This is a genomic window from Actinoplanes sp. NPDC051537, assembly GCF_055586105.1.
In genome coordinates, this window is sequence record NZ_JBVJIU010000020.1 from 1 (window position 1) to 24061 (window position 24061).

Annotated in this window: 22 protein-coding genes, 1 tRNA gene and 1 pseudogene; 6 read left to right on the forward strand and 18 right to left on the reverse strand. The window is 69.2% G+C overall.

Going from position 1 to position 24061, the window contains the following annotated elements; translation table 11 throughout:
• Positions 1–481: 481 nt before the first annotated feature.
• The 3 genes from ACZ6TB_RS38485 to ACZ6TB_RS38495 all read right to left on the reverse strand — a co-directional run bounded on the left by ACZ6TB_RS38485 (position 482) and on the right by ACZ6TB_RS38495 (position 3385).
• On the reverse strand, positions 482–1450 hold the full coding sequence (locus tag ACZ6TB_RS38485; RefSeq protein WP_465563409.1) for a thymidylate synthase: 969 nt from the start codon (positions 1448–1450) through the stop codon (positions 482–484).
• Positions 1438–2460, reverse strand: a complete 1023-nt coding sequence (locus ACZ6TB_RS38490; RefSeq protein ID WP_465563412.1) for an NAD-dependent epimerase/dehydratase family protein — start codon at positions 2458–2460, stop codon at positions 1438–1440. Before ACZ6TB_RS38490 ends, ACZ6TB_RS38485 begins: the two co-directional genes overlap by 13 nt.
• 115 nt (positions 2461–2575) lie before the next feature.
• Positions 2576–3385, reverse strand: coding sequence for an SAM-dependent methyltransferase (locus ACZ6TB_RS38495; protein WP_465563415.1), 810 nt, complete (start codon positions 3383–3385; stop codon positions 2576–2578).
• Between the two features lie 307 nt (positions 3386–3692).
• On the opposite strand from ACZ6TB_RS38495, the gene ACZ6TB_RS38500 reads away from it, so the two are divergent.
• Together ACZ6TB_RS38500 and ACZ6TB_RS38505 are read left to right on the forward strand one after the other, a co-directional pair.
• Positions 3693–5099, forward strand: coding sequence for a helix-turn-helix domain-containing protein (locus ACZ6TB_RS38500; protein ID WP_465563418.1), 1407 nt, complete (start codon positions 3693–3695; stop codon positions 5097–5099).
• Between the two features lie 10 nt (positions 5100–5109).
• The gene (locus ACZ6TB_RS38505) at positions 5110–5592 is read left to right on the forward strand and encodes a GNAT family N-acetyltransferase (RefSeq protein ID WP_465563420.1); all 483 of its coding nucleotides are present in this window, start codon (positions 5110–5112) and stop codon (positions 5590–5592) included.
• A 191-nt stretch (positions 5593–5783) separates the two neighbouring features.
• Here the strand turns inward: ACZ6TB_RS38505 and ACZ6TB_RS38510 are convergent, their stop codons facing one another.
• Positions 5784–7313: a S9 family peptidase gene (locus ACZ6TB_RS38510; RefSeq protein ID WP_465563422.1), complete on the reverse strand. Its 1530-nt coding sequence runs from the start codon at positions 7311–7313 to the stop codon at positions 5784–5786.
• A gap of 914 nt (positions 7314–8227) precedes the next feature.
• Here ACZ6TB_RS38510 and ACZ6TB_RS38515 point away from each other — a divergent pair.
• The 3 genes and pseudogenes from ACZ6TB_RS38515 to ACZ6TB_RS38525 all read left to right on the forward strand — a co-directional run.
• Positions 8228–9016, forward strand: a complete 789-nt coding sequence (locus ACZ6TB_RS38515) for a phosphotransferase (protein WP_465563424.1) — start codon at positions 8228–8230, stop codon at positions 9014–9016.
• A gap of 1103 nt (positions 9017–10119) precedes the next feature.
• The gene (locus ACZ6TB_RS38520) at positions 10120–10245 is read left to right on the forward strand and encodes a hypothetical protein (RefSeq protein ID WP_465563427.1); all 126 of its coding nucleotides are present in this window, start codon (positions 10120–10122) and stop codon (positions 10243–10245) included.
• An 847-nt stretch (positions 10246–11092) separates the two neighbouring features.
• Positions 11093–11344: pseudogene (locus ACZ6TB_RS38525) on the forward strand (recombinase family protein); the annotation flags it as partial.
• A gap of 896 nt (positions 11345–12240) precedes the next feature.
• On the opposite strand, the gene ACZ6TB_RS38530 reads toward ACZ6TB_RS38525, so the two are convergent.
• The 9 genes from ACZ6TB_RS38530 to ACZ6TB_RS38570 form a co-directional block, all read right to left on the reverse strand.
• Positions 12241–12324 (reverse strand) — tRNA-Leu (locus ACZ6TB_RS38530).
• A gap of 46 nt (positions 12325–12370) precedes the next feature.
• The gene (locus tag ACZ6TB_RS38535) at positions 12371–13729 is read right to left on the reverse strand and encodes an NAD(P)/FAD-dependent oxidoreductase (RefSeq protein WP_465563430.1); all 1359 of its coding nucleotides are present in this window, start codon (positions 13727–13729) and stop codon (positions 12371–12373) included.
• Between the two features lie 98 nt (positions 13730–13827).
• Positions 13828–14394, reverse strand: coding sequence for a hypothetical protein (locus tag ACZ6TB_RS38540; protein WP_465563433.1), 567 nt, complete (start codon positions 14392–14394; stop codon positions 13828–13830).
• The gene (locus ACZ6TB_RS38545) at positions 14394–15761 is read right to left on the reverse strand and encodes a DUF58 domain-containing protein (protein WP_465563435.1); all 1368 of its coding nucleotides are present in this window, start codon (positions 15759–15761) and stop codon (positions 14394–14396) included. The genes ACZ6TB_RS38540 and ACZ6TB_RS38545 overlap by 1 nt, the downstream gene beginning before the upstream one ends.
• Entirely contained in the window at positions 15754–16779 is a 1026-nt protein-coding gene (locus tag ACZ6TB_RS38550; protein WP_465563437.1) for an AAA family ATPase, read from the reverse strand. The genes ACZ6TB_RS38545 and ACZ6TB_RS38550 overlap by 8 nt, the downstream gene beginning before the upstream one ends.
• The gene (locus tag ACZ6TB_RS38555) at positions 16760–17332 is read right to left on the reverse strand and encodes a hypothetical protein (protein WP_465563440.1); all 573 of its coding nucleotides are present in this window, start codon (positions 17330–17332) and stop codon (positions 16760–16762) included. Before ACZ6TB_RS38555 ends, ACZ6TB_RS38550 begins: the two co-directional genes overlap by 20 nt.
• Entirely contained in the window at positions 17329–18030 is a 702-nt protein-coding gene (locus ACZ6TB_RS38560; protein WP_465563443.1) for a DUF4129 domain-containing protein, read from the reverse strand. Before ACZ6TB_RS38560 ends, ACZ6TB_RS38555 begins: the two co-directional genes overlap by 4 nt.
• 48 nt (positions 18031–18078) lie before the next feature.
• On the reverse strand, positions 18079–18804 hold the full coding sequence (locus ACZ6TB_RS38565; protein WP_465563445.1) for a uracil-DNA glycosylase: 726 nt from the start codon (positions 18802–18804) through the stop codon (positions 18079–18081).
• Complete coding sequence (locus ACZ6TB_RS38570; protein ID WP_465563447.1) at positions 18801–19583, reverse strand: DUF899 domain-containing protein; 783 nt, start codon at positions 19581–19583, stop codon at positions 18801–18803. The genes ACZ6TB_RS38565 and ACZ6TB_RS38570 overlap by 4 nt, the downstream gene beginning before the upstream one ends.
• A gap of 26 nt (positions 19584–19609) precedes the next feature.
• Between ACZ6TB_RS38570 and ACZ6TB_RS38575 the strand changes: the two genes are divergently transcribed.
• Positions 19610–20251: a GNAT family N-acetyltransferase gene (locus tag ACZ6TB_RS38575; RefSeq protein ID WP_465563450.1), complete on the forward strand. Its 642-nt coding sequence runs from the start codon at positions 19610–19612 to the stop codon at positions 20249–20251.
• Positions 20252–20729: 478 nt separating this feature from the next.
• Here ACZ6TB_RS38575 and ACZ6TB_RS38580 read toward each other — a convergent pair whose 3' ends face one another.
• The 5 genes from ACZ6TB_RS38580 to ACZ6TB_RS38600 all read right to left on the reverse strand — a co-directional run bounded on the left by ACZ6TB_RS38580 (position 20730) and on the right by ACZ6TB_RS38600 (position 24059).
• Positions 20730–21719: an HAAS signaling domain-containing protein gene (locus ACZ6TB_RS38580; RefSeq protein WP_465563453.1), complete on the reverse strand. Its 990-nt coding sequence runs from the start codon at positions 21717–21719 to the stop codon at positions 20730–20732.
• Entirely contained in the window at positions 21716–22045 is a 330-nt protein-coding gene (locus ACZ6TB_RS38585) for a PadR family transcriptional regulator (protein ID WP_465563456.1), read from the reverse strand. The genes ACZ6TB_RS38580 and ACZ6TB_RS38585 overlap by 4 nt, the downstream gene beginning before the upstream one ends.
• Before the next feature lie 68 nt (positions 22046–22113).
• Positions 22114–23022, reverse strand: a complete 909-nt coding sequence (locus ACZ6TB_RS38590) for a Ppx/GppA phosphatase family protein (RefSeq protein WP_465563458.1) — start codon at positions 23020–23022, stop codon at positions 22114–22116.
• The gene (locus tag ACZ6TB_RS38595; protein ID WP_465563461.1) at positions 23019–23510 is read right to left on the reverse strand and encodes an amino-acid N-acetyltransferase; all 492 of its coding nucleotides are present in this window, start codon (positions 23508–23510) and stop codon (positions 23019–23021) included. The genes ACZ6TB_RS38590 and ACZ6TB_RS38595 overlap by 4 nt, the downstream gene beginning before the upstream one ends.
• Positions 23511–24059 carry a DUF501 domain-containing protein gene (locus ACZ6TB_RS38600; RefSeq protein ID WP_465563463.1) on the reverse strand — a complete coding sequence of 183 codons (549 nt, stop codon included), beginning with the start codon at positions 24057–24059 and terminating at the stop codon, positions 23511–23513.
• Positions 24060–24061: the final 2 nt, after the last annotated feature.

Sequence of the window (24061 nt, forward strand, 5' to 3'; positions counted from 1 at the left end):
CGCCCCTCTCCCCCTCTTTCTGACCCCCAACCGCCCACCCCCCCAGCTAACCCCTGACCTCGCCGTTCCCCCCCCCCCCCCCCCCCTCCCCCCCCCCCCCCCTCCTCCCCCCCCCCCCCCCCCCCCCCCCCCCCCCCCCCCGCGATCCGGGTGTGGCACCGGTCGTGGACTTTGCGGAAGCTGTCGGCTCGCGGCTGCGCCCGTTCTCGGGTGGCGGGCATCCGCGCGTACAGGTCGTGAGCGGCCAGCGCATCCAGGTAGCGGCGACCATCGAAGTTGTATGCGACCACGGTGACCGCCGCCGGGTCCACGTCGGCGGATTCGAGCAGCCAGTTCACGGCCCGTTCCGGGAACGCGGCCGCGTGTTTGATCCCGACGAGACGCTCCTCCTCCGCGAACCCGGTCAGGACGTTGTCGACCAGCAGCGCTGCGGCGGAGTCGTGCGTGAAGGAGCACAGCCCCAGCACGACGTCGCGGGTGCTCATTGCCCACCTGCGGCCGCTGCCTCGGCGAGGGCGCCGGCGTGGACAAGACGTTCGTACCAGTGACGAAGGGCCGCGCCGAGCGGGCCGGTAATGGCGACGGCCAGCTCACGCGCCTTCGGCCGGTCGCCTGCGCTCCAGTGCCGGTAGCTGTCTATGACCGCCGCCATCTCGTGCCAGGCGGCGTCCGCGTGCGGAGGCACATGCTTGGTGACGACAGCGTTCATGAACTCCGTCAGAGCATCCGCGGGTGCGCGAAGCGCAGCCATCACCGGCGAAGGTGCGACAGGGCACCCGGCGATCTCGGCGGCGGCCTGGTCGTGCTGGGCGTACAGGTGCAGCGAGTCGACGTGGTGGTGGTAGGCGCCGATCGGCACGCCGAGCCATCCCGCCATGAGCTCCTGCAGGATGGTGGCGGTAAACAGGTCGTACGGCAGGCCCAGCCATACGTCGTTGCTGCGCATCGTGGTGTGCATGTCGAGCCGCCCACCGCGGCGGAAGAACCGATAGTTCAGCGTGCACGGCACGTCGCGGTGGCCGCGCGTGTCGCGCTGCGGGTCGTAGAGCTGGACGACCGCCTGGCGGGTATCCGGGTCCCGGCTTAACAGCCGCCGGACGTGATCCAGTTGATCCACTTCGCCGTTCCAGCAGCGCATCCGCGGCCCGTACGCTCCTTGCAGCCGGCCCCCGTCGGCGAACTGCTCGAGCGAGCGGTTATAGGTGAAGATCCACGGCTCGTCCGAGCCCGACAGGATCCACAGCGCCTCCGCCACCGCGAAGGCAGGGTTCAGCACCCGTGCCGGCGGCACATCGATGAATCGGCGTTGTGGCTCGGTGAGCTGGAGATGAGCGCCGAGCACCTCCGTGGTGGCCAAGCCGCGCGGCGCGCTGCGCTGCCCCGTCGCCAGGACCTCGCGGCACACCGCCGCGTACAACTCGTTGGCCGAGGCGGCGGTCAGTTCGAGCATGCCGGTACCTCCTGCTGGATGGGAGGGGGCGCGTAGACGCGTAGCAGCCGCGGGGGTAAGCCGCGCAGCCACTCGGCGTGACGGGCCATCCCCGTGCGAAGGTCGATGCGCGGCTGGTACTTCAGCAGCAGCCGGGCGAGCGTCAGGTCGGCGGCCGTCGCCGCGACATCACCGGCCTGCGGTTCGACAGCGGTGAGCGGGACGGGGTTTCCGGTGACCTCGCGCGCCATGACGATCACGTCGATGAGAGAGACGCTGGAGCCGCCGCCGACGTTGATCACCGCCGCCGGGACGTCGAGGTCGGCCGCCGCGATGGTCGCATCCACGACGTCGTCGACGTAGGTGAACTCCCGCCGTTGCGTCCCGTCGCCGAAGATCGTGTACTGCTCCCCGGTCAGCGCAGCCGTCAGAAGGCGAGCGATCGCCATGTCCGGTCGCTGGCTCGGCCCGTACACCGTGAAGTACCGCAACGCGGTGGCCGAGAAATCGCTGTTGGGCATCTTGGCGTACGCCAAGCAAAGTTGCTCGCCGCAGAGTTTTGTTACCCCGTAAGGCGAGATCGGTTGGGTGAGATCGTTTTCGCCGCTTGGTGTGCTGGCGGAGCCGTAGACGCTCGATGATGATGCGTAGACAAGCTTCTCGGTTCCGGCGTGCCGGCAGGCTTGCAGCAGGTGCTCTGTAGCGACGACGTTGGCTGCGACGTAGTCCTCGAACGCGGTCCACGAGGAGCGGACGCCCGGGACGGCGGCAAGGTGAAATACGCAGTCCACGCCGCCGAGCAGCGCCAGCAAATCCGCTTTCAGGAGGTCCGCGTGAATCCATGAGAACCTCGGGTGATCCAAGACCCCGTCCAGGCGTACTCGAGTCAGTGGATCCGAGCGCGGATCTCGTCGATCGAGTCCGATGACCCTGCATCGCCGGTCGAGCAGCTTCTGCACCAGATGGGAACCGATGAACCCGGCCGCGCCGGTCACGACGACCGTCGCTCCGGCGTGAATCCTACTGGTCATGACCGAATAACCCTTCCGAGGTGTGGCTGAGTTGCCAGGACCGCCACGCCGGGGCGGACGGCAGCTAAAGCGGTCGAGGTGAGTCGCGGATCAATGGCTGGAGCGCCGTAGGTGGTCAGGGCTTGACGGCGACGCCGCCGTAGACCGACACAAGTTCTGGGGCCGGCATGTCGCCGGGCACGCGCCGCCACTGGCTGACGACCTCGACGCCAGGCGAGATGAGGCTCAGCCCATCGAAGAAGTGCAGGAACTCTGTGCCGCTGCGCCCGGTGAAGTCGCCGGTGCCGGCAACGTGCCTGGTGGTGAAGGCTTCCGCGACGTCTGCATCCATGAAGTCGAGGGTGGCGTGTGAAGCAGCGAGATAACTACCGGAGGGCAACGCCTCGACCAGCGCTTTGACGGCGGCGTATGCCTGCTCGTTGTCCGGCAGGAAGTGCAAGACCGCGACGAGCAGCAGCCCGACCGGCTCGCATAGGTCGAGGATGTCGGTGAGCGCCGAGTCGGCCAGGATCTTGGTCGGGTCGCACAGGTCAGCGTCGACGTAGGCAGTGCGACCGGCGGGATGGCTGGTAAGTAGGGCTCGGGCATGGGTAAGCACGAGGGGGTCGTTGTCGACGTAGACGACGCGCGCGGCCGGGTTGATGGCTTGGGCGATCTCGTGAGTGTTGTCAGCTGTAGGTAGACCGGTGCCGATGTCGAGGAACTGCCGGATGCCCGCCTCGCTGGCGAGGAATTGAACGGCCCGGCTGAGAAACCGTCGGTTCTCCACAGCGGCGGTCCGGATGTGCGGATAGACCGCTTCGATGGCGTCGCCAGATTCGCGATCGGCGGCGAAGTTGTCCTTACCGCCTAGCCAGTAGTCGTACCGGCGGGCGGAATGCGCGACAGTGGTGTCGATGTTTCGGGTCGGGTCCTCGGTGCTCATCTGGCGCGGCCTTGTCGTTGGCGGATGAGATGTGTCGGGCATTGATGTTGGAGCCGGGCGGCGCACCGGCGTCGGGGCATGCGGCGCACCGCCCGGGTCTGGAACCGCTTAGCCGCGTAGTGCGGCGTCGGTGGGTCGCAGCGTTATCGCACCGCGTAATCCCGGCAAGTCACGGAGCCCGCCACTGTGCGCGACATGGTTCGCCCATTCGACACGGGGTGGCGTCATGTGCGGTGCGCGCACTATCCGCGCCATAGTGCGCGGTCACGCCATGGGCATCCCGCTATGAACGTGATTTCCTCACAGGGTGACGCTCTCAGACAGGACGGGTCAGCCGCACGCCCCTCGATGCGCTGCCCGGCTGCGGCAGCAGGCCCCGCAACAGGGGTGGTCGCTTCGTGAGCTAGCCGAAGCGATCGCGGGACACTGCGGTCACAGCAGACTCCGCGCCTACCGACTTGCCCGAGGCTGGTCGTTGGCACAGCTGATCGAGCAGATGGTGAAGGTGACAGGCCTCGGGCAGCGTTTGGTCCCCTCCCGGGTCTCACGGTGGGAGCGCGGCGAGGAACGACCGTCGAGCGGCTATCTCGACGCTCTGTGTCGGGTACACGGCACCGGGCCCGTCGATCTCGGTATCGCCGCCGACTACAGCGAATTGGCACCCGGTAACCGATCGCCAGTCGCCGAAGCTCGCGGACCCGTCGTGACGGACGGAGAGTCACAAGACGCGTCAAGTGGAAGCACATTTCTCTTGACCAGCCGCGGCGACCAGATCCGCCGCCGCGTTGACGAGACGCTGTCCGGTTCCACCCTGTCTGACTGCACCGTCGCCTACAAGGAAGCGGTCGCCTCTCAGTACGGCCGCATCTACAAGACTCAACCCGCCACCCTCTTTCTAGCCAACATCCTTGCGGACCTCGATGACTTGCAGATCTTGACTGACCGACGACTGCCCGCCGGTCAGCGCCGGGACCTGTGCGCAGTCACTGCGCAGCTCGCCGGCCTGGTATCCATGACCATGGTCAACCTGGGCCAGTACCGACATGCTCGAGAATGGGTCCACACCGCCCGGCTGGCCGCCGACGAAGCGGGGGACCCTCTCCTACGCGCCTGGGTAGCAACCCGCAGCGCCGTGGCCAGCTTGCACTTGGGCGATCCACATGCCGCGATGGCGGCAGCCCGTGAAGCTGAGCTGCTCACCCGACACCATCGCGCCCCAATCACTGCGATGGCTTGGGCAATTGTGGCTCGAGCCGCTGCGACCATGACCGATGCACACACCGCCCACACTGCGCTGCATCATGCCGATGCGCTCTATGGCGCAGTCGAAGAAATCCAGGACAACACCGCGTACGCGTTCACCGCAGGGCAGCTACATTTCTACCGCTCCCACGCGCTGACCACTCTCGGCGAGAGCCGCGCCGCCTGGCAGGCCCAAGACGACGCCATCGCCGCTTTTGGACCAGATGAACGCTTGGACCCTACGCTTGTGCATCTTGACCGCGCCCTTTGCATGGTGCACAACGGCGACATAGTTCAAGGCGCCGACTACGCGGCCACTGTCCTGCAGCAGTTGCCCGTCGTACATAGACCTGCAATCGTCTGGCACCGAGCGCAGGCCGTTGCCAGCGCCATCCCGACCGCGCGGCGTAGCGCTCCGATGGTCCGAACGTTGCACGAAGTCCTTGCCATAAGCGCCGAGCCGGCTCGGTAGGCCTTTGACCATGACCGTCAATTTCGTGATCCGCGAGTACCAGACTGATGACCACGCTCAGGTGGTCGCGCTTAACGCGTACGGGCTGGCCGCCGCCGGAGTACCCGCCGACGCGGACGTCTACGCCGGCGACCTTGACAACATCGAGGCGACTTACCTGACCGGCCGCGCCGCCCTAATCATCGGCGAGGTTAACGGGCAGGTCGTCGCCATGGGGGCGCTGCATGAGATCGACCAAGCCACGTGCGAGGTCACTCGCATGCGCGTTGCTCCGCATGCTCAAGGACACGGCTATGGCAAGGCCATCCTGGAACGGCTAGAGGACATCGCTCGCCGGTACGGCTACCGGCGGGCGATCCTGCTTACTGGTCCTGACCAACACCCAGCTATCGATCTGTACAAGGCGGCAAGCTACACCGTTACTGAGACCGAACAACATGGTCCGCTCAGTGGTGTCCGTATGAGTAAGCAGCTGGCGCGTCCCGTGAGTTGAGGTTCGTCTTTCCCAGCACCCATTTCACGCGCCTTCGACCACAGTCGGACAGGGGAAGGAGCGGAGTCCTCGGCGATCGCCCTCAAACTACGACTGGGGCGGAAAAGGACGGGGCTAAGCTGAGTTGGGGTTTCGAAGACCCCAACTTCCTGGCGGTCACCGAGTACGCCCAGACCAATTGCCGGTCCTGTTCAACTCGGCACCGATGCGTTCTTGAGTACCCCGCGGTAGGCGTCGAATTCCGCCTCCAACGCCGTCACTAGTGCGGACCCAGACACGTAGTGCCCCACCCCATCCAGCGCCAGCATCCCCACCAGCAGGTCGCGCTCGCGCAGGCCGACCGCAAGCGTGGTCACATCATCGATGGGCGCGACCTCATCGCGTACGCCGTGGACCAGCAATACCGGCCAGCGCACCCGACCCGCTCGAACCGCGGCGTCGGGTGAATCCAAGATCGCAGCGTGCGGGCGCTGGAACCGGGGTGCGGTCGTGATCCACCGGTGTGTATCCACGATTGCCGACCGGGCCACCGCCAGTGCGAACGGCCCGTCCTCGGAGACAGCGCGCAATGCGGTGTAGCCGCCCGCGCTGGCCCCGGAGATGAACACCGCCTCCGGTACGGCGCGGCCAGTGTCGATCAAATGTTGGGCGACGGCCCGGCAGTCGGCAACGTCGAGCTGTCCCCATTCCCCGTCGAGGGCTTTGCGGAACGCCCTGCCGTAGCCGGTGCTGCCCCGGTAATCGACATTGGCCACCGCGAACCCTCGGCTGGTGAAGAACTGCACCTCACCGTCCAGCCGCAGATCGCTGTGATAGGTCGGCCCGGCATGCGGCCGCACGATCACCGGCGCCGGCCACGCCGCACCGGCCGGCGGGTACACCAATGCCGTCACCGCACCGACCGTCACCAGTTCGGGCACCGAGACATCGCCGAACCGATGGCCGGGGCCTCGCCGGATCACCTCGATGTCTCCGGAGCCGTCCGCGCTGACCAGCGCGATCTCCTGAATCCGGGTCGGCGAGGCGCCAATCAGCGCGACCCGGTCGCCCGCCGTCGCCAGGAACGGCTTGATCGACGTGTACGGCATCGGCACGCTCACCACGCCACCGGCGGACACCAACACGAGCTCCTGCATCGGGCCCCGTTGCACGGTCATGGCGATGCGGCCGTCCGGCAGAAACGTGTAGTTGGCGTAGCCGGACTCCCACGGCGCGGTGGCGCACTCGGCCTCCATCGGCGCGACCGCTTCGGTCCGGCCGTCCCGCCACCGGTGGAGATTCCACCACCCAGTGCGATCCGACAGGTAATACAGCCATCCGTCCGGCCCCCACTGCGGCTGGAACGCCGACTCCTCAGCACCGCCCGCGATCCGCTCGGGGTTCATCGGTCGCCCACCAGCGAAGTACCGGGCGACCCAAATCTCGCTGGAATCCCAGGGCATCACGTCCGCGGCCCAGCGAACCCAGGCCAGCCGATCCGCGGACACTCGCGGCGAGGCAAGGAACCCGTCCGTCTTCTCCAGGACCCGCAGCTGCCTAGCGGACACGGCGATCAGCTCATCGTTTCCGGCGCCTTCGCGTACGCCGAGAAGTTCCCCGCCAGACCAGATCAGGTCTCCGTAAACGTGCTCGCTAGCGGGGATAGCGACCCCGCCGGCAAGTTGCCCAGAGGAGTCGTCCACCACGACGACCTCGCCGGAGGAGAGGGCCGCGTAGGGCATGCCTCCATAGGCGTGCAAGCCGCTGCCTACACGTGCTCCTGGCAGGACCGAGACCGACCCTTCGAACCAGGTGACCAACGCGGAACCGCCCGTCTCTGGGGACGACTCCACCCAGTACAACCGGCGGTCGACGCCGGTCAGCCAGTCATACGAGACGCCGGCTCGAGCCACATCTGCAGCCGTCGGCGTAGCTCCCAGGCCTTCAGCGGTCACCAACACCCACCCTGCTTCAGCTCGCACTGGTATCGGATGCGGACACCGCCAGTGTCCGCGTTTAACGGCTAGCAGCAACCAGACCCACCGGATCATTGGAACCATAACCTCGCCGCTGTACCTATCCCCACGCTGCGGCGGCGAGCGACCGGCGGGCTCGCCGGATCTCAACCCTCAGCACAACGTTCGGCGAGCCCGCCCTCCAAGGCAGCGGAAGGGGTGGTGATCAGTGACGACTTACCTGACAAGGTCCGCGAGCGGCGTGATCCTGGCAGCGCTAGACGCCATCAACACCCGTGCAACCCCTAGCAGCACCGATACCTGTCGTACCTGCCAGACGGAGGGGTCATGCGACAAGTGGCTCCAAACCGAACGCCACCTCCATGACATGGACCTCTTGCCCCCGTCAGCCCAGCGCAGCCGACCGGCGAGTCCTACCGGGTCGTCCCGACCGCCCCGGTCGACGCCGTGTGGCATGTCTGCCTTCAGAACACTGAGCCGTACGCTGCCGTCTGTGACGCGACCGCCGGCTTCGTGTATCACCGCCCGATCCTGACCGAGGTCATGCAGGACGGCACCGCGAAGGAGTACACGATGAGCGCGCTAGCAGCGACCGGCTATGCCATCGACATGGAGTTCTGGGACGGCAGGCGGAGTCCTGCTGCCCGCCGAACCCCGGCGTCTGAAGGGCCGAGTAACTGATGCGTAGTGACTGGAACGCTTTGCCCGAAGCCGTTAAGCGGGAGATCGCTGCCAGGATCGGCGGATCGCACGCTGTCCCCGCTACCAACGGCGATCATGCCGAGATCGCCGGAACGGTCACGGGGACGAGCGGAAAGGCGTTCGTCAAGGCGGCCTTCTCCGACTTCGGCGTCCGGTCCCTGCGCTACGAGCTGCAGGTGGGTGAGGCCCTCAACCAGCCCCACCCGCCTGCGATCGAGTGGTACTTCGAGGCCGACGGCTGGCTCGTGGTCGGATTCGAGCACCTGGAAGGAACCCACGCCGACCTTTCACCAGCCAGCCGCGATCTCGATCTGCTCGGCGCAACCTTGAAGGAACTCGCCGCGACGCCGGCACCCGACTTGCCGCTGTTCAAGCCGCCGGCTCGGCTTGGGTTCGCGCATCCAGCGATGGAGGGCGGCACGCTCGTCCATACCGACCTCAACCCGGCCAACCTGATCGTGACGGCGCAGGGCCTTCGCATCGTTGACTGGGCGTATGCCACCGAGGCGGCGCCGTGGGTCGAACTGGCCTTGCTCGCACAATGGCTGATCGGCAGCGGCCACACTCCGGAACAGGCCGAGACCTGGCTGTCTCAGCAGCCGGTGTGGGGCACGGTCGACGCGGATGTCTTGGACGACTTCGCGTTCAGCAACGCAGCGAAGTGGTCGCTGAAAGCCGAAGACAATGCCGCACCCTGGGTGCAAGATCTGGCGGCCTGGACGGCTCGCTGGTCGGCCCATCGGTGCGCAAAAGCTGTCAAGCGGTGAGCCCCAGGTGGCGATCCAGTTCGAGCAAGAACGACTCAAGCGCTCCCTCCCCCGTCCGGAGACTTCCCCCTACAGGGAAGTGTCGGGTTTGCCGGCTGGCCGACCCGAGGGCTCCTAGCTGCAGCGTTGGGCGACGCGGGTCGGCCCAGGGTCGGCCGGGCACTGCGGGGCCCTGGCCGGACTGCTGGCCTACCCGCAGACGCATGTCAGGCCGATCTCTTGATCGACGCTGAATGGCGCGACCAGACGGGGTGACCACGGGGGCCTGGCGCGAGGCCGTGCGAGCTCGGCTCCTTCCGCCGTCAAGGGATCGGAAGCGAACTAGGCCCAGTCAGGCCGACGCCGCCGAATCTCCGGGACGCGGACGGGGCCCGCCGCGTGCCCGTGGCTTGTTCACGAAGGGCCTCTGTCGGGTGTCCAACGCGGCCTCCGCTCGGCCGATCCGCCCAACACCGGCCCAACAGCGGTCTCTTGGCTGCCGCCGTTGGGCCGCCACCGCGGGCGGAGGGCACCACCGACAGCTGGCTTCGTCGCGATCGAAAGCGCGACGGCAACTGAGCAGGTTAAGGCGTTGCCGCGCTGGAAGATGCCAAGAGCTGCGGCCCAACGGCGCAGATCAACGCCGCTGCTGGGCAGATGTTGGGTGGTGCCCCGGGGCAAAGGACGCCCAACGACCGCCTTCGCTGTTGGGTCGCTGTTGGCCCGAAACAACAGCGCCAACGCCGCGAACGGGAGCGCGAGGACGCCTTTGTAAGTTGCGAACACGGCCAGTGGGCACCGGGGGCAACCCGCCAATGACTGCCACAGATGGCGCGGCGTCAGACAGTTCGAACGACGCCGACACCCCGCGACAAACACCCGACACCCGCATCGGTCGTCTTCGGTCATCCGGGCCGGCGGCCGTGACACCCCACGACAGTCGCGACAGCGATCTCGAGCCGGCGCGTCAGAACCAACACCGGCGTCCTGTCACCCCCGACACCACACCCAGCACTCGCGACAGAAACCCGTCACCCGGCGACAGAGCCGACAAGCCGAGCCAGCAGCCAAATGAGTCAAGCTACGCTGCGGCGGCACAGCCCCGCGGCGCCCATCCGCTCAGCGTGAAGATCACGTTCGTCGTAGTTCACGGGACTGCCGCCGAGGAGCTGACCAAGCGGCAGGGAGCGGCCGTCAGGGACGCCCTGGAATGGTTCTCCAACCACCCGCCCGACCAGACGGACGGATGAATCCCAGACGGAGGCGTGCCAGCCGCACCGCAACAGGGAGGGCAACATGACCGCACAACCGCCCGAGGTGTCGCAGCCCATCGACGACGGCAGCGAGGCGAGCCTGCTGGACTGGCTTCGTGTCGTCGCCGACCAGAACGTGCCCGAGACTCTCCAGCAGTCGGCGGTTCCCGTCGCGTGGATGGGCCGCACCTCTACCGACGACGCTCAGGACCCCACACTCTCTCTCCCCCGGCAGCTGGAGAACTCGCGTAACGCGCTGCCGCCCGGGTTCGTGATCGTGGCGAAGTTCTACGACGTGGAATCGGGCCGCAAGAGCGTCGAACGCCGAGGCACGGGTAACGCACACCAGCAGTTCGACATCCCCATCCCCCGCGACGGCGGCATCGCCGATCTACTCGCCGAAGCCAAGCGACCAGACCGGCGGTTCGTCGCGGTGGTCTGCGAATCGATCGAGCGGGTCGCGCGGACCACCTACTTCAGCACCAAGATCGAGTACGAGCTGGAGCAGGCCGGCGTTGCCCTGCTGGCCGCCGACGAGGGCATCGACCCGTCAGCGATTCCCGGTCTCAACGAGACCGCAGCGCCGTTCCGCCGGGCGACGCCCACCCTGACCCGGCGCATCAAGCAAGCCATCGCCGAGTGGTACGTCCTGAACATGCTCGAGCTGTCCTGGGGCGGCACCAAGGCGCACACCAACCAGGGCTTCAACATCGGTAAGCCGCCGTACGGCTACGCCGCCGTCAAGGTGCGCCACCCGGTCAAGAACAAGGCCGAGCAGGGCAGGACCAAACATCGGCTCGTCCCGGATCCCGTCCGCGGCCCGGTGGTGACCGAGATCTTCCTCATGCGAGCCCTGGAGCGAATCGGCTACCAGGCCATCGCCGACCGACTCAACCGCGAACCCGACCGGTATCCGCCACCGGACCCGATCATCGGAAAGGGCCGCCGCCACCGGGTCGGCGCCTGGACGGCCAGCAACGTCCGCGAGGTCCTCGACAACCCGAAACACACCGGCTACATGGTCTGGAACCGCCGCAAACGCCCGCGTCCCGAGCGCGGTATCCGCGGCAAGGTCAATCCGCCCACCGCCTGGGTATGGTCCGCCCTGCCCACCCACGAGCCGCTGGTCACCCGCGAGATCTTCGAGGCGGCCAGCACGGTCGGCCGATATCGCCAAGGCTCGCGGTCCGACGCCGGTCAAAACGCGATCGCCAAGCGCACCTACGCCCTGCGCGGCTACCTGCAGCATCAGTCCTGCGGTCGCCGCATGTGGGGCCACACCGTGCGGACGAATGTCTACTACCGGTGCACCCCAGACCCGAGTCATCACCGGCATCTTCCCTGGTTCGAAGGCCACCCGCCGCACGTTGTCGTCCGCGAAGACGAGCTCCTGGAACCGCTCGGCCGCTTCTTCCAGCGGCGGATCTTTGGGGACGGACGCGAGCTATTCCTTGCCCGAGCGACCGACGAACCCGTGACCGCCGGAGAAGCGGCCGACAGCACGGCAACGCTTACTCAAGAGATCACGTCACTGCAGCAGCGACAGAACAACCTCGTTGCCGAACTCGAACAGTTCGAGCCAACCGGCGACGACGACTTCGACCGAGCGTGGCGATCCGGCATCCAGGACCGGTTCCGGTCAATCCTGGCTGAAATTAAGGAAAAGACGGCAAGGCTCGCAAAGCTGGCTCAACGGCGCCAGGCTCTACCCGCCACAAACCCTGCGCTGCTCGAGGCGATCCCCCAAGCGAACATCGACGTCTGGAAGCTGCCGGAAGAGCGACGACGCCGGCTGTTCGACGCATTCCACCTCGAACTGCGCTACGACGATCTCAACCATGAGCTCGCCATACGCGTCACGATCACGGGAGAGACCGCAAGCGAACTGGGCGCCACTGTCGAGGCACTCGTTAGGGATCCGTTGCGTGACCGAAGTGGGTCACCCAGCGCACCTCAACCGGAAGCAGATGATCTCGTTGCGGATCTTCAGGGTGCCCGGGGCGGGTCTCGAACCCGCACGCCTCTACGAGGCAGCCGCTTTTAAGGCGGCCGTGTCTGCCATTCCACCACCCGGGCGGGCGAGTAACACCGTATCGGTTGCCGCCCGGGCGGTGGAATCGGACTAGCGGACCCCCGCGCCGACTGGCTTGCGGTCGTCGGGGAGGGCTACCGGCGGGGTCACGTGGGTGAACTCCGACCGCGGGGCGTGCAGCTGGCCGAGGGCGATCGTCTCGCGGCGCAGGACGAAGGCCAGCGTCCAGTCGGCGACGACCCGGACCTTCCGGTTGAACGAGGGGATTCGGCTCATGTGGTACGTGCGGTGCATGAACCACGCGGGCAGGCCCTTGACCTTGATGCCGTAGACGTGGGCCACGCCCTTGTACAGGCCGAGGCCGGCGACACTGCCGACGTACTTGTGGCGGTATTCCTTGGGCAAACCGCCCAGGATGACCGTACGGATGTTGTCGGCCAGGACTCGGGCCTGGCGCACGGCGTGCTGGGCGCTCGGCGAGCAGTACGCCCCGGGGTTGGTCAGGTCGGGCACCTGGGCGCAGTCGCCGGCGCTCCACGCTCCGTCGAGGACCTCCCCGTCGGAGGAGACCACCTGGAGCGTGGGGAGGCAGGTGACGTGCCCGCGCGGGCCGCGCGGCAGGTCGGTGCGGTCGAGCATCGGCGACGGCTTCACGCCGGCCGTCCAGACCAGCGTTTCGGCCCGGAAGCGCGAGCCGTCGGAGAGCACGATCTCGCCGTCGACGCAGGACTCGAGGCGGGTGTCCAGACGCAGGTCGATCCCGCGAGCGGCGAGCGCGCGGGCCGCGTACGCCCCCATCTTCGCTCCGACCTCGGGCAGGATCCGGTTCGTGGCCTCGACCAGCACGAACCGCAGCTCGGAGGGGTCGAGATCGGGGTAGTAGCCGAGCGCGTCGCGGACGACGTCCTCCATCTCCGCGAGCGCCTCGATGCCGGCGAACCCGCCGCCGACGAAGACGAACGAGAGCGATGCCTTGCGCACCGCCGGGTCGGGGGTGACCGCCGCGACGTCGAGCCGGTCCAGGATGTGGTTGCGCAGGTAGATGGCCTCACCGATGGTCTTGAAACCGATGCCGCGCTCGCGCAGGCCGGGAACCGGCAGGGTGCGCGAGACCGAGCCCGGGGCCACGATGATGTGGTCGTACTCCATCTCCGTGGACGGGCCGTCGATCGGCTGGATGGTGACCGTCTTGCGCGCGTGCTCGATCTTCGTGACCTCGCCGGACACGATGCGGCACTGGGAGAGCTCACGCCGGAGCGGGACGACCGCGTGCCGCGGGCTGATGTTGCCGGCCGCCGCCTCGGGGAGGAACGGCTGGTACGTCATGTGCGGCTGAGGGTCGATGACGACCACCTCGGCGCGGCGCCGGCTGAGCTTCTTGGAGAGGCGAAGGGCCGCGTACAGCCCGACGTGACCTGCTCCTACGACTACGATGCGCTGCGGATTCACATGAATATTGTCGCTCGTCGCAGCCCGCGGTGCGTCGTTCTGTGACGTATCACAAGTCCATTTGTCAAGTGCTGTGACGCACATATTTCCAGCGGATTTCACGCCCTCTGCAAAAGGCGTGCTATGACGACCGTGGCGCCCACGGCGCCGGCGATGCCGACCAGCGTGGCCAGCAGAAACGCGTCGCCGGCAAGATCAGCCGACAGTCCCAGCGCGACCACGGTGAGTACCGCCGAGACCAGCACGACCGCGGCGGCGCGGAGCAGCCACCCGCCGACCATGTCGAGGCTCACCATCGCGTCGTACGGGAGGACGGCCGCGAGCGCCGTGAGACTGTGTCCGATGTAGAGCAGCGTGGCGAGGGTCAGAACCCGGGCGAGCGTGATGCGGGACTCGAAGCCGGTCGTGTCGGTGATCCACCCGGCCACGACGACCAGGGCCGAGAACGTGGCGCCCCGGCCGCGCGGCGCGACCGCCGGGTACAGCGCGATCAGCACCAGCATCGGCGACGTGTACTGGCTCGTGCTGACCTCGCTCGGCCAGGCCACGAACATCGCGATCAGGCCGCACAGGCCGATGCCGACGCGCACCAGGACCGGGATCGCGGTGGCCCGGGAGAGCACCGCCCGCGCCGCCTCGACCTGCCGGGAAAACGTCCGGGCCATCAACGCCCCCTCGGCGCCGAGGCGAGCCGGGACACGTCGCGCAGCACCAGGTCGAGGCTGCCGGCCCCGGCCCAGGCCACCACCGGCACGCCGTGCTCGCGCAGCCGGCCCAGCACGTTCTCGCGCTCCATCCGCCACAGCCGGGTCGCCAGCGGCGTCCACTGGCTGCGGTTGGCCGGGGTCGCGCCCGCGGGCAGCGTGTCGACCGCCACCACGTACCGGCCGGAGCGGGTGAGCTGCGCCAGCATGTCGGCCGAGCGCGGGTCGACGAGCGGGGTCAGCACCATGACCAGGGCGTCGGACGAGACGTGGTGCACGCCGAAGACGTTCTCGTAGTCGTCCTCGTCGACCTCGACCGGGTCGGGGCGCACGTCGAGCAGCCACTCGAGGACGGTCAGGTATTGCCGGCGGCCGGTGGCGGGGCGCAGCCGGCGGGCCTGGGCGCCGTACTCCAGCAGGGACACCCGGTCACCGCGCTGGAGGTAGTGCTCGGCGATCGCGGCCGCCGCCCGGACGGTCGTGTCCAGGACCGACGCGCTGCCGCCGACGCCGCCGGAGACGCCCACCTCGCCCAGCACGTCGAGCAGCAGGAGCACCTCGGCGTCGCGGTCCGAGAGCGTGGAGGCGACGTGCAGGTCGCGCGTCCGCAGCGAGACCCGCCAATCGATGCGCCTCAGCCGATCGCCGGGCGCGAACGGCCGTACCCCCGCAAGCTCTCCGCCCTCGCCGGGACGCCGGGAGCGATGGTTACCCACCAGGCCGGCCGCGGCCGGCATCGCCTCGGTCGCGTTGAACGGCTCGGTGACCGGATAGACCCGGACGCCCTGACCGGACACCACCACCGGGCGGCAGGCCAGCAACCCGCCGCAGGCCGCCACCCGGGCCGCCGCCGGACCGACGTCCTGCCGGCCCCAGCGCAGCGCGTCGCCGGGCAGTTCCACCGAGTACCAGCCGTCGCGCGGCACCGAGATCGCGAACGGCCGATCGGCCTGCTCGAGCTTGAGCCAGCGCGAGGTGCGGGTGCGAAGGACCACGAGGTCGTACGCGATGACGTCCGGATTACTGACGGTGACCGATGCCTCGACATGGCCGCCCTCGACCGTGTAATCGTCGTCGCCCGAGATCAGCAGTTCGGGGGCCGAGCGAGGCATCCGGCGCAGTCCGATGGCCGCCCCGATCGCGAAGGGTGCGCCCAGCAGCACCAGATCGACCCGGCCCAGTGCCACGCCCAGCAGCAGGAGCAGGCCGGTGAGCAGCACCGACCGGCCCAGCGCCCGGGTCGGCACCCAGGCCGGGGCGGCCCATGTCTCGGAATCGGCGGCCGCGGACGGCGGCACCGAATGCCGCAGCGTCAGCCGGTCAGTCATGCCGCGCATAGGTCGGCAGCGCGCCGCTGGCCGGCGCCGGCACGTTGGTCAGCACCTCCTGCACCACGAAGGCCGGGTCGACGCGGCGCAGCCACATCTCGGGCCGCAGCGTGATGCGGTGGGCCAGGGCGGGCACGGCCACGTCCTTGACGTCCTCGGGGACCACGAAGTCGCGGCCGGCCATCGCGGCCCGGGCCCGGGCCAGCAGCAGCAGCGCCAGCGAGCCGCGCGGCGAGGAGCCGACCAGCACCGAGGCGTGCTCGCGGGTGGCCGCCGTCAGCGACACGATGTAGCGGCCGATCGAGTCCTCCACGGTGATCGACTCGAGCGCGCCCTGCATGGCCTGCAGCGTCCGGGCGTCGACCACCGGCTGGAGGAAGGCCTCCTCCTGGCGGCGGGACATGCGGCGTTGCAGCACGTCCCACTCCTCCTCGGCGGTCGGGTAGCCGAACGAGACGCGGATCAGGAAGCGGTCGAGCTGGGCCTCGGGCAGCGGGTAGGTGCCCTCGTACTCGATCGGGTTCGCGGTGGCGAGCACGTGGAAGGGCGGGTCGAGGCGGTAGGTCACGCCCTCGACCGACACCTGCTTCTCCTGCATGGCCTCGAGCAGCGCGGCCTGCGTCTTCGGCGGCGTCCGGTTGATCTCGTCGGCCAGCAGCATGTTGGTGAAGACCGGGCCGGCCCGGAACGCGAAGTCGCCCTTGCGCTGGTCGTAGAGGAACGAGCCGGTGACGTCGGCCGGCAGCAGGTCGGGGGTGAACTGGAGACGCCGGAAGTCGAGGCCGAGCGACTGCGCGAAGCAGCGCGCGGTCAGCGTCTTACCCAGGCCCGGCAGGTCTTCGAGCAGCACGTGCCCGCCGGCCAGGATGCCCGCCAGCACCAGCTCCAGCGACTCCCGCTTGCCGACCACGACACTGCCGACCGAGTCGAGGACGGCACCGGCCAACCTGCCCACCTCGTACGGGGGAAGGGCGTTCTCGGTCACCGGCACACCTTTCTCACAGTCGTTCCAACGCATTCACGTAGGTCTCGAGCTCACTCGCCTTGGCCGAGCGCCGCCCATGGTCGTGCAGCGCCGCCCACAGCGGGTCGCCGAGCAGCTCACGAGCCCGGCGCGGGTCGGACGCCCGGGTGATCCCGTGGCGCAGACGCAGCCGCTCGTCGGCGAGCTCGGCGAGCACCGGCAGAACGTTACGCGCATAGAGATCCGCGTCGGCGTGCGCCCGGTCGAGGTTGCGCTCCCAGCGGCGTACGGCCGCGCGCAGGGAGTCGCCGGCCACGTCCTCCCGGCCGGACGCGCCGCCCCGCCGCTTGGGCATCGCCGGCGGCGCCACCTCCTGCACGGCGAAGACCACCAGCCGCAGGCCGGTGTAGAACGCCACCACCAGCAGAACGGAGATGTGGTTGCCGGAGTAGCGGATCGCGGCCACGGTCACCACCGTCAGCGCGACGATCAGCAGCGCGTTGCGCAACAGCCACAGCGCCCGCGAGCGCTGCTTGGGCACCGCCTCGCGTTCCTCGACCGGCTCGTCCCGGAGGCTGAAGAGGTCGTCGAGACCGCCGTCGCTCACGACATCGCTCCCGCGCCCGCGCCGAGGTCGGCGCGCAGCCGCTCGAGCGCGCTGATCGCCTGCTGGCGCATCCGGTTGTCGACGGTGTGCGTCGCGTAGCGCGCCTCGCGGTAGACGTCCAGCAGCGCGGCGAGCACCTGGGCGTCGACCTGCTGCTCGCGCAACAGCCGGCCGACCAGGTCGGTGGGACTGTCGCCGGGGTGGCGGGGTGTGCCGGCCGCGGCGGCGGCCTGTTCGAGCCGGACCCAGCAGGCGATGATCGCCCGGCGCGGGTCACGGTCGGTGTCGGAGAGCTCCTCGAGGCCGGCGTCGAGGGCGGCGACCAATTCCTCGGCCGTACGCGCACCTTGCTGTCCCGGGACGGCGCGGCGGCCGCGGCGGCGCTGCCGGCGCTTGGCCTGGTCGCGCAGGAACGCCCAGAGCACGACGCCGACGACGACCAGCGCCACGATCACCAGCAGCAGCAGGGCCGCGGTGCCGAGCCAGTCGGGCAGGCCCTTCGCCGCATCGGGCGGCTGGGCGGCGCCGGTGGTCGCGCTCGGCTCGGTGCGCGGCAGCAGCGGCGGGGTGGTCGGCGTCGCGTCCGGCGCGATCTGGTCGAGCTGGGGCGCCGAGCGGGTGGCCGTCAGCGCGGTGACGAAGAGCAGCACGAGGACGGCGGCGAGAGGCCACCAGCGTCGCACAGCGGCGAGATCCATCAGTGCAGGCTCAGTCTCGTTCGGTTTCCGAAATTTGGCTGTGCCGAATCATGCCAGGCCCGCGAGTGACTTCGCACGGCCGAACACGTCGTCGAGCATCGCCGGGGTGAGCCGGCCCGTGAAGGTGTTCTGCTGGCTGACGTGGAAACACCCCAGCAGGACCGGCCCGCCGGGGACAACCACCTCGGCGCCGTGGCCGAACTTCGGCCGAGGCACGGGCGCTTTTGTGCCATAAACCGCGGTCATCGCCGGCCACCAGCTCGCCCAGGCGAAGGCGCCGAGGGCCACGACCACCTTCACCGTCGGGCGGATCAGCTCGAGCTCCCGGTGCAGCCAGGGGGCGCAGGTGTCCCGTTCCTCGGGGGTGGGCTTGTTGTCGGGCGGCGCACAGCGTACGGCCGCAAAGATCCTGGTGTGCTTGAGGGCGAGCCCGTCGTCGATGGCGACGCTGGTCGGCTGGTTGGCCAGGCCCGCGCGGTGGAGGGCGGCGAAGAGCACGTCGCCGGACCGGTCGCCGGTGAAGACGCGGCCGGTGCGGTTGCCGCCGTGCGCGGCCGGGGCGAGGCCGAGGATGCCGATCTCCGCGTCCTCGTTGCCGAAGCCCGGGATCGGTCGCCCCCAGTAGTCCTGATCGCGGAAGGCGGCACGCTTCGTCATTGCCACCTCCTCACGCCAAGCGACCAGTCGGGGGCACGCGTAACAGTCCGCTATCCGGTCGTCGAGAACCCTGAGCGACGTTGCGCCTTCGGCGCTCTCTTTCGGATTTTTTATCATTTGTCGTATTCGTCCGGCAGGCGCAGGTTAGGGCCGCCGACCTGGAGGCCGAGCGGGGTGGCCCGCCCCTTCGGCTCCTCCCACTCCTCCTGCCGGCCGAGCGCGGTGAGGTCGAGCCACTGATAGCCGTTGTGGAACTCCTCGATGCCGCGGCCGAACGTCGAGTAGGTGTGGAAGACGTCGTCGCCGACCCGCAGGAACGTGCTGATCCCCGGCATCTCGGTGCCGTTCATGTCCTCGGTCCACGGCCCGCTGGTCCACGGCGTGCCGGCCGCTGCCAGCTCGTCCTTGTCGCGGAAGTGCAGCTGCACCGGGGCGACCCGATCGTCGAGCGTCGCGTGGAAGTCGTAGTTGAAGTCGCTGCCGTGCGACGAGTACCAGGGAAAGCTCCAGCCCAGCCGCCGCTGGACGGCGGCGAGTTTCGGGTACGGCGCCCGGGAGACCGCCACCAGCGTGGTGTTGCGGATGTGCAGCCGGCCCAGCCCCGAGATCCCCTCGGCGGCGCTCGAGCAGCTCGGGCAGGGATCGTCCCACTCCGGCGCGTACATGAAGTGGTGCATGACGAGCTGCCGGCGGCCCTCGAAGAGGTCACTCAGCGTCGCCTGCCCCCGCGGCCCCTCGAAGACGTAGGGCTGATCCACCCGCACCATCGGCATCCGGCGGCGATCGGCGTTGACCCGATCGCGGGCGCGGGTGACCTCTTTCTCCTTGGCCAGCAGCTCCCGGCGCGCGGCGTCCCACTCCTCGCGCGACACGACCTCGGGCAGGTTGTCGCTCATTTGTCCGACGCTACCAAGATGGCCCCATGGGACAGACGCTGGCAGAGATCTTGGAAGCGGCGGCCGGGGGCCGATTTCCCCCGGACGACGGTACGACGTCGATCGTGCCGCAACCGAGCCATCGCGACGCCGGCGTCGTCGCCTTCACGGCGCACTCGATCGTGTTCACCGACGAGGACCCGGCGTGGGTACGCGAGGCGCTGTCCACAACCACCGCCGACTCCCTGGCCGCGGCGATGAGCGCGCCGTTCCTCAATGCGCTGCTGGCACGGACCGGCCGCCGTACCGACACGATCGACGTGCTGTCGGTCGCGGACCGGCTCCCGGGCCCGCCACCACTCCCGTTGCGCGAGATCACTGACCCCGGTCATCCCCGCGTGCGGCGTGCGCTCGACCACCGAGATGACGTACGCGTATGGACCGTCGACGACGCGGTCCTGATCCTGGGCCGGGGTGTGGCCGGCCGCTGGGAGGTGGCGCTCGAGGTCTCCCCCGCCGCGCGGCATCGGGGTTTGGGGCGGCAGCTCGCGGTGGCGGCCCGCCACTTGCTCCCGGACGGCGAGTTCGTGTGGTCGCAGGTGGCCGCCGGCAATGCCCGAAGCCTGCGCGCCTTCCTGGCGGCGGGGTACCGCCCGATCGGCGCCGAGTCGCTGATGACGCCGCACTGACCCTCGACCGCAAGGCCCCGCGCTCCCGGCCGGCCAGGGCAGATCGCCGGCCGGCCCCGCCCGCCGCCTCGCCGACCCACGACCTTGCCGACCCACATCGCGCGACCACCGCCTAGCCGACCAACCTGGCCGCCGACCCACCCGCCAGCCGACCCACCAGGCCGCGGCCCACCAGCCAGCCGACCCACCAGACCGCAGCCCACCAGACCGCAGCCCACCAGCCAGCCGACCCACCAGCATGCGGCCCACCAGACCTTGCCGACCCCACCGCGTCCGCATGGTCTGCTGGTCCACTTTGCCGGGTTGGCCTCCCACGTGATGCCGCGGGCGCGAAGGCCGAGGTAAGCAATGAAGAGTTTGTGCGCGCTGCGAGCACGAACTCTTCAAGATTGCCGAAGTCGACGCGCGGCGCGGGGGAAATTTCGTGATTTTGTGGGCGGGCATCCGCGGCGACCGAGCGGCCGCGAGCGAAGGGACGTCAGCGGGCCGGAAGCGACGCGCCGGCGGAGGTGGATGGCGACGGGGCGCGGGAAGGCCCCGTGGAGCTGGACGGCGCGGCCGAGGTAGGGGCGGCGGAATCGGACGGGGTGGGGGCCGAGCTCGGGCCGAAGGGGGCGTCCTGCGGGCAATACGGGTAGCCCATGTTGCGCGAGCGGAGGCTCTCGCCGGTGGAATCGTCGGTGCAGAAGTTGGTGCCCAGCTGGATCGGGGAACCGTCCTGGTCGTAGAGGTGCGCGCCCGGCACCAGGTGGCCCTGGCTGTCGTACACGTAGATGTCCTGGACGTTGCTGTACGGGTTGGGGTCGCTGTAGCCGTAGTTGGCGTCGCTGAAGTTGGGGTCCCGGACGTCGCTGTCGGCGCTCACGAAGCCGGCCAGGGCGAAGATGACCAGCAGCGCGGTGGCCGAGCGCAGGGCCAGGCGGGGCATCCGGGCCATGGACGCCGTGCGGTTGCCGAGGACGATCGAGAGGGTCACGCAGCCGGCCAGCAGGACGATCGCGACCAGGGCGCTGTCGCCGATGCGCGGGAGCAGGCCGAGGTTGCTGCCGCCCGCCGACTCCGACAGCAGGTAGGCCACCGCCATCGCGGCCAGGTAGCCGCGCAGCACCCACCACGCCGGACGCAGCAGCACCAGGAAGTCGGCGGCGCGCTCGTAGCCGATCACCGGACCGATGCGGCGGTCGGCCCGGTCCAGCACGGCGAGAGCCTGGTCGCGCGCCTCCAGCAGGGAGGCGAAACGGTCGGGCGGCGGGTCGGGGAAACCGCCCACCAGCCCGGCGGTGGCGCGCAGCTCCGACGCGTACGCCCGGGGCGAGCCCAGCCTCTCGACCAGCGTGCCGCTCCCCTCCGCCTGCACCTCCGCCAGGTGTTCCGGAAGGTCCTCGAGCAACTCGTCGCGAACGTCCGCGGAGACGCCGGCCAACTCCTGCCGGACCTCGTCGACGTACGCGTTGATCTCGTCGTTCACGCCGCCCCCCGCTCGCGCAGCAGATCGTCCATGGTGGATGCGAATCCGTGCCAGATCTTGCCCGACCGTTGCAACTCCGCGCGGCCGGCCGGGTTGAGCCCGTAGTACTTGCGGTGCGGGCCCTCGTCGCTGGGCACCACGTATGTCGTCAGGAAGCCGCCGTTGAAGAGCCGCCGCAGCGTGCCGTAGACCGAGGCGTCGCCGACCTCGTCGAGGCCCGCGGCCCGCAACCGGCGCAGGATGTCGTAGCCGTAGCCGTCCTCGTCGCGCAGTGCCGCCAGCACGGCCAGGTCCAGCACGCCCTTGAGGAGCTGGGTCGTGTCCACGCGATGCACAGTAGTGCGCAGTGCGAAGTACCGTCAAGAGCACGATAGCGAGCCGGTCACCGGGGAACCTAGGCGAGGGAGAAGGCGATCCCGTCGAGGATGTCGTGTTCGGACGCGACGACCGACGAGGCGCCGGCCCGGTCCATGATGATCTTCAGGATGAGTGCGCCGCCGCCGATCACGTCGGCCCGGCCGGGGTGCATGACCGGCAGCGCCAGGCGCTCGGCGACGGTCATCCCGAGCAGCGAGGCGGTCACCGCGGCGACCTGATCGCGGGTGATGCGAGCGTGGTGGATCTTGTCGGCCTCGTAGGAAGGAAGCCCGAGGGCGAGCGCCGTCATGGTCGTGACCGTGCCGGCCAGACCGACCAACGTACGCGCGGAGGCACCGTCCACCGCGGCCAGAGCCACGTCGACCGCGTCCGAAATATCCGCGGAAGCGGCGGCGATCTCCGCGGCGGAAGGCGGATCGCCGTGCAGATGCCGCTCGGTCATCCGCACGCAACCGATGTCCATCGAGATAGCGCGGCCGACCGACGAGCCCCCGGTCACGAACTCCGTCGACCCGCCGCCGATGTCGAAGATCAGGTAGGGCGGCGCGGCGGCGAGACCGGCGACCGCACCCGTGAACGAGAGCCGCGCCTCCTCCTCGCCCGTGATCACCTCGGGGTCGACGCCGAGCACGCCGCGGACCATCGCCCGGAAATCGGCCGCATTGGAGGCATCACGGGACGCGGAGGTGGCGCACATTCGCACGTGTGAAATGCCAAGATCGGCAATCTCCGCGGCGTACGCGCTCAGGGCCGTCCTTGTTCGGGAAAGCGCCGCCTCGGAGAGCCGTCCGGTCCGGTCGACGCCCTCGCCGAGCCGCACGATCTCCATGCGCCGGGCGACGTCGGTGAGCCGGCCGTCGGCGACGTCCGCGATGAGCAGGCGGATCGAGTTCGTCCCACAGTCGATCGCGGCGACCCGGCTCATAGGTGCAGCAGCATTCTCGTGTTCCCCAGCGTGTTGGGCTTGACCCGCTCCAGATCGAGAAACTCGGCGACACCCTCGTCGTACGACCGCAGAAGTTGCTCGTAGACCGCGTGCGGGACAGGAGCGCCGTCAATCTCGGCGAACCCGAACGAGCCGAAGAACCGGGTCTCGAAGGTGAGGCAGAAGACGCGACGGATGCCCAGGTCACGGGCCACGTCGAGGAGCTGGGTCACGATCTTGTGGCCGATCTTCCGGCCGCGGCAGGCGGGATCGACGGCGACCGTGCGGATCTCGGCGAGGTCCTCCCACATCACGTGCAGGGCGCCGCACCCGACGACGACCTCCCCGTCGACGGCGACCCAGAACTCCTGCACCGCCTCGTAGAGGGTGACCGTGGCCTTGCTGAGCAGGCGGCGGTCGGCCGTGTACGCGTCGACGAGCGCCCGGATCGCCCGGATGTCGCTGGTCCGCGCCCGCCGGATTTCCACCTATTCGTCCTTCTTGTCGGGAAGGGTGACGCACGGCCCCTCGGCCCACCAGGGCGCCACCGCGTCGCGTACCTCGTCCCCGAAAGGATTCACCCCGGGACCGGCCGCCAGGGCGTGGCCGAGGTGCACGTGCAGGCATTTCACCCGGTCGGGCATGCCGCCGGCGGCCACGTGCGCGATCTCCGGCACGTCGTCGATGGCCTTGCGCCGGGCCAGGTAGTCCTCGGCCGCCTTCTCATATTGCTCGGCCAGCTCGGGATCGGTGGACAGCCGCTCCTGCATGTCGCGCATGACGCCGGCCGACTCGAGCCGGCTGCACGCCGCCGTCGCATGCGGACAGGTCAGGTAGAAGAGCGTGGGAAACGGGGTGCCGTCCGGCAGGCGCGGCGTCGTCTCGACCACGTCGGGGTTGCCGCAGGGGCAGCGATGCGCGATCGCGCGGGTCCCCCGGGGCGTGCGGCCCAGCTGGGCCGCCACGATCTCGAGGTCGGCTTCGGAGGGTCCATCCGGGGTTTCATTCGGTTTTCCGCCGCGGGTTGGCACAGTCATGG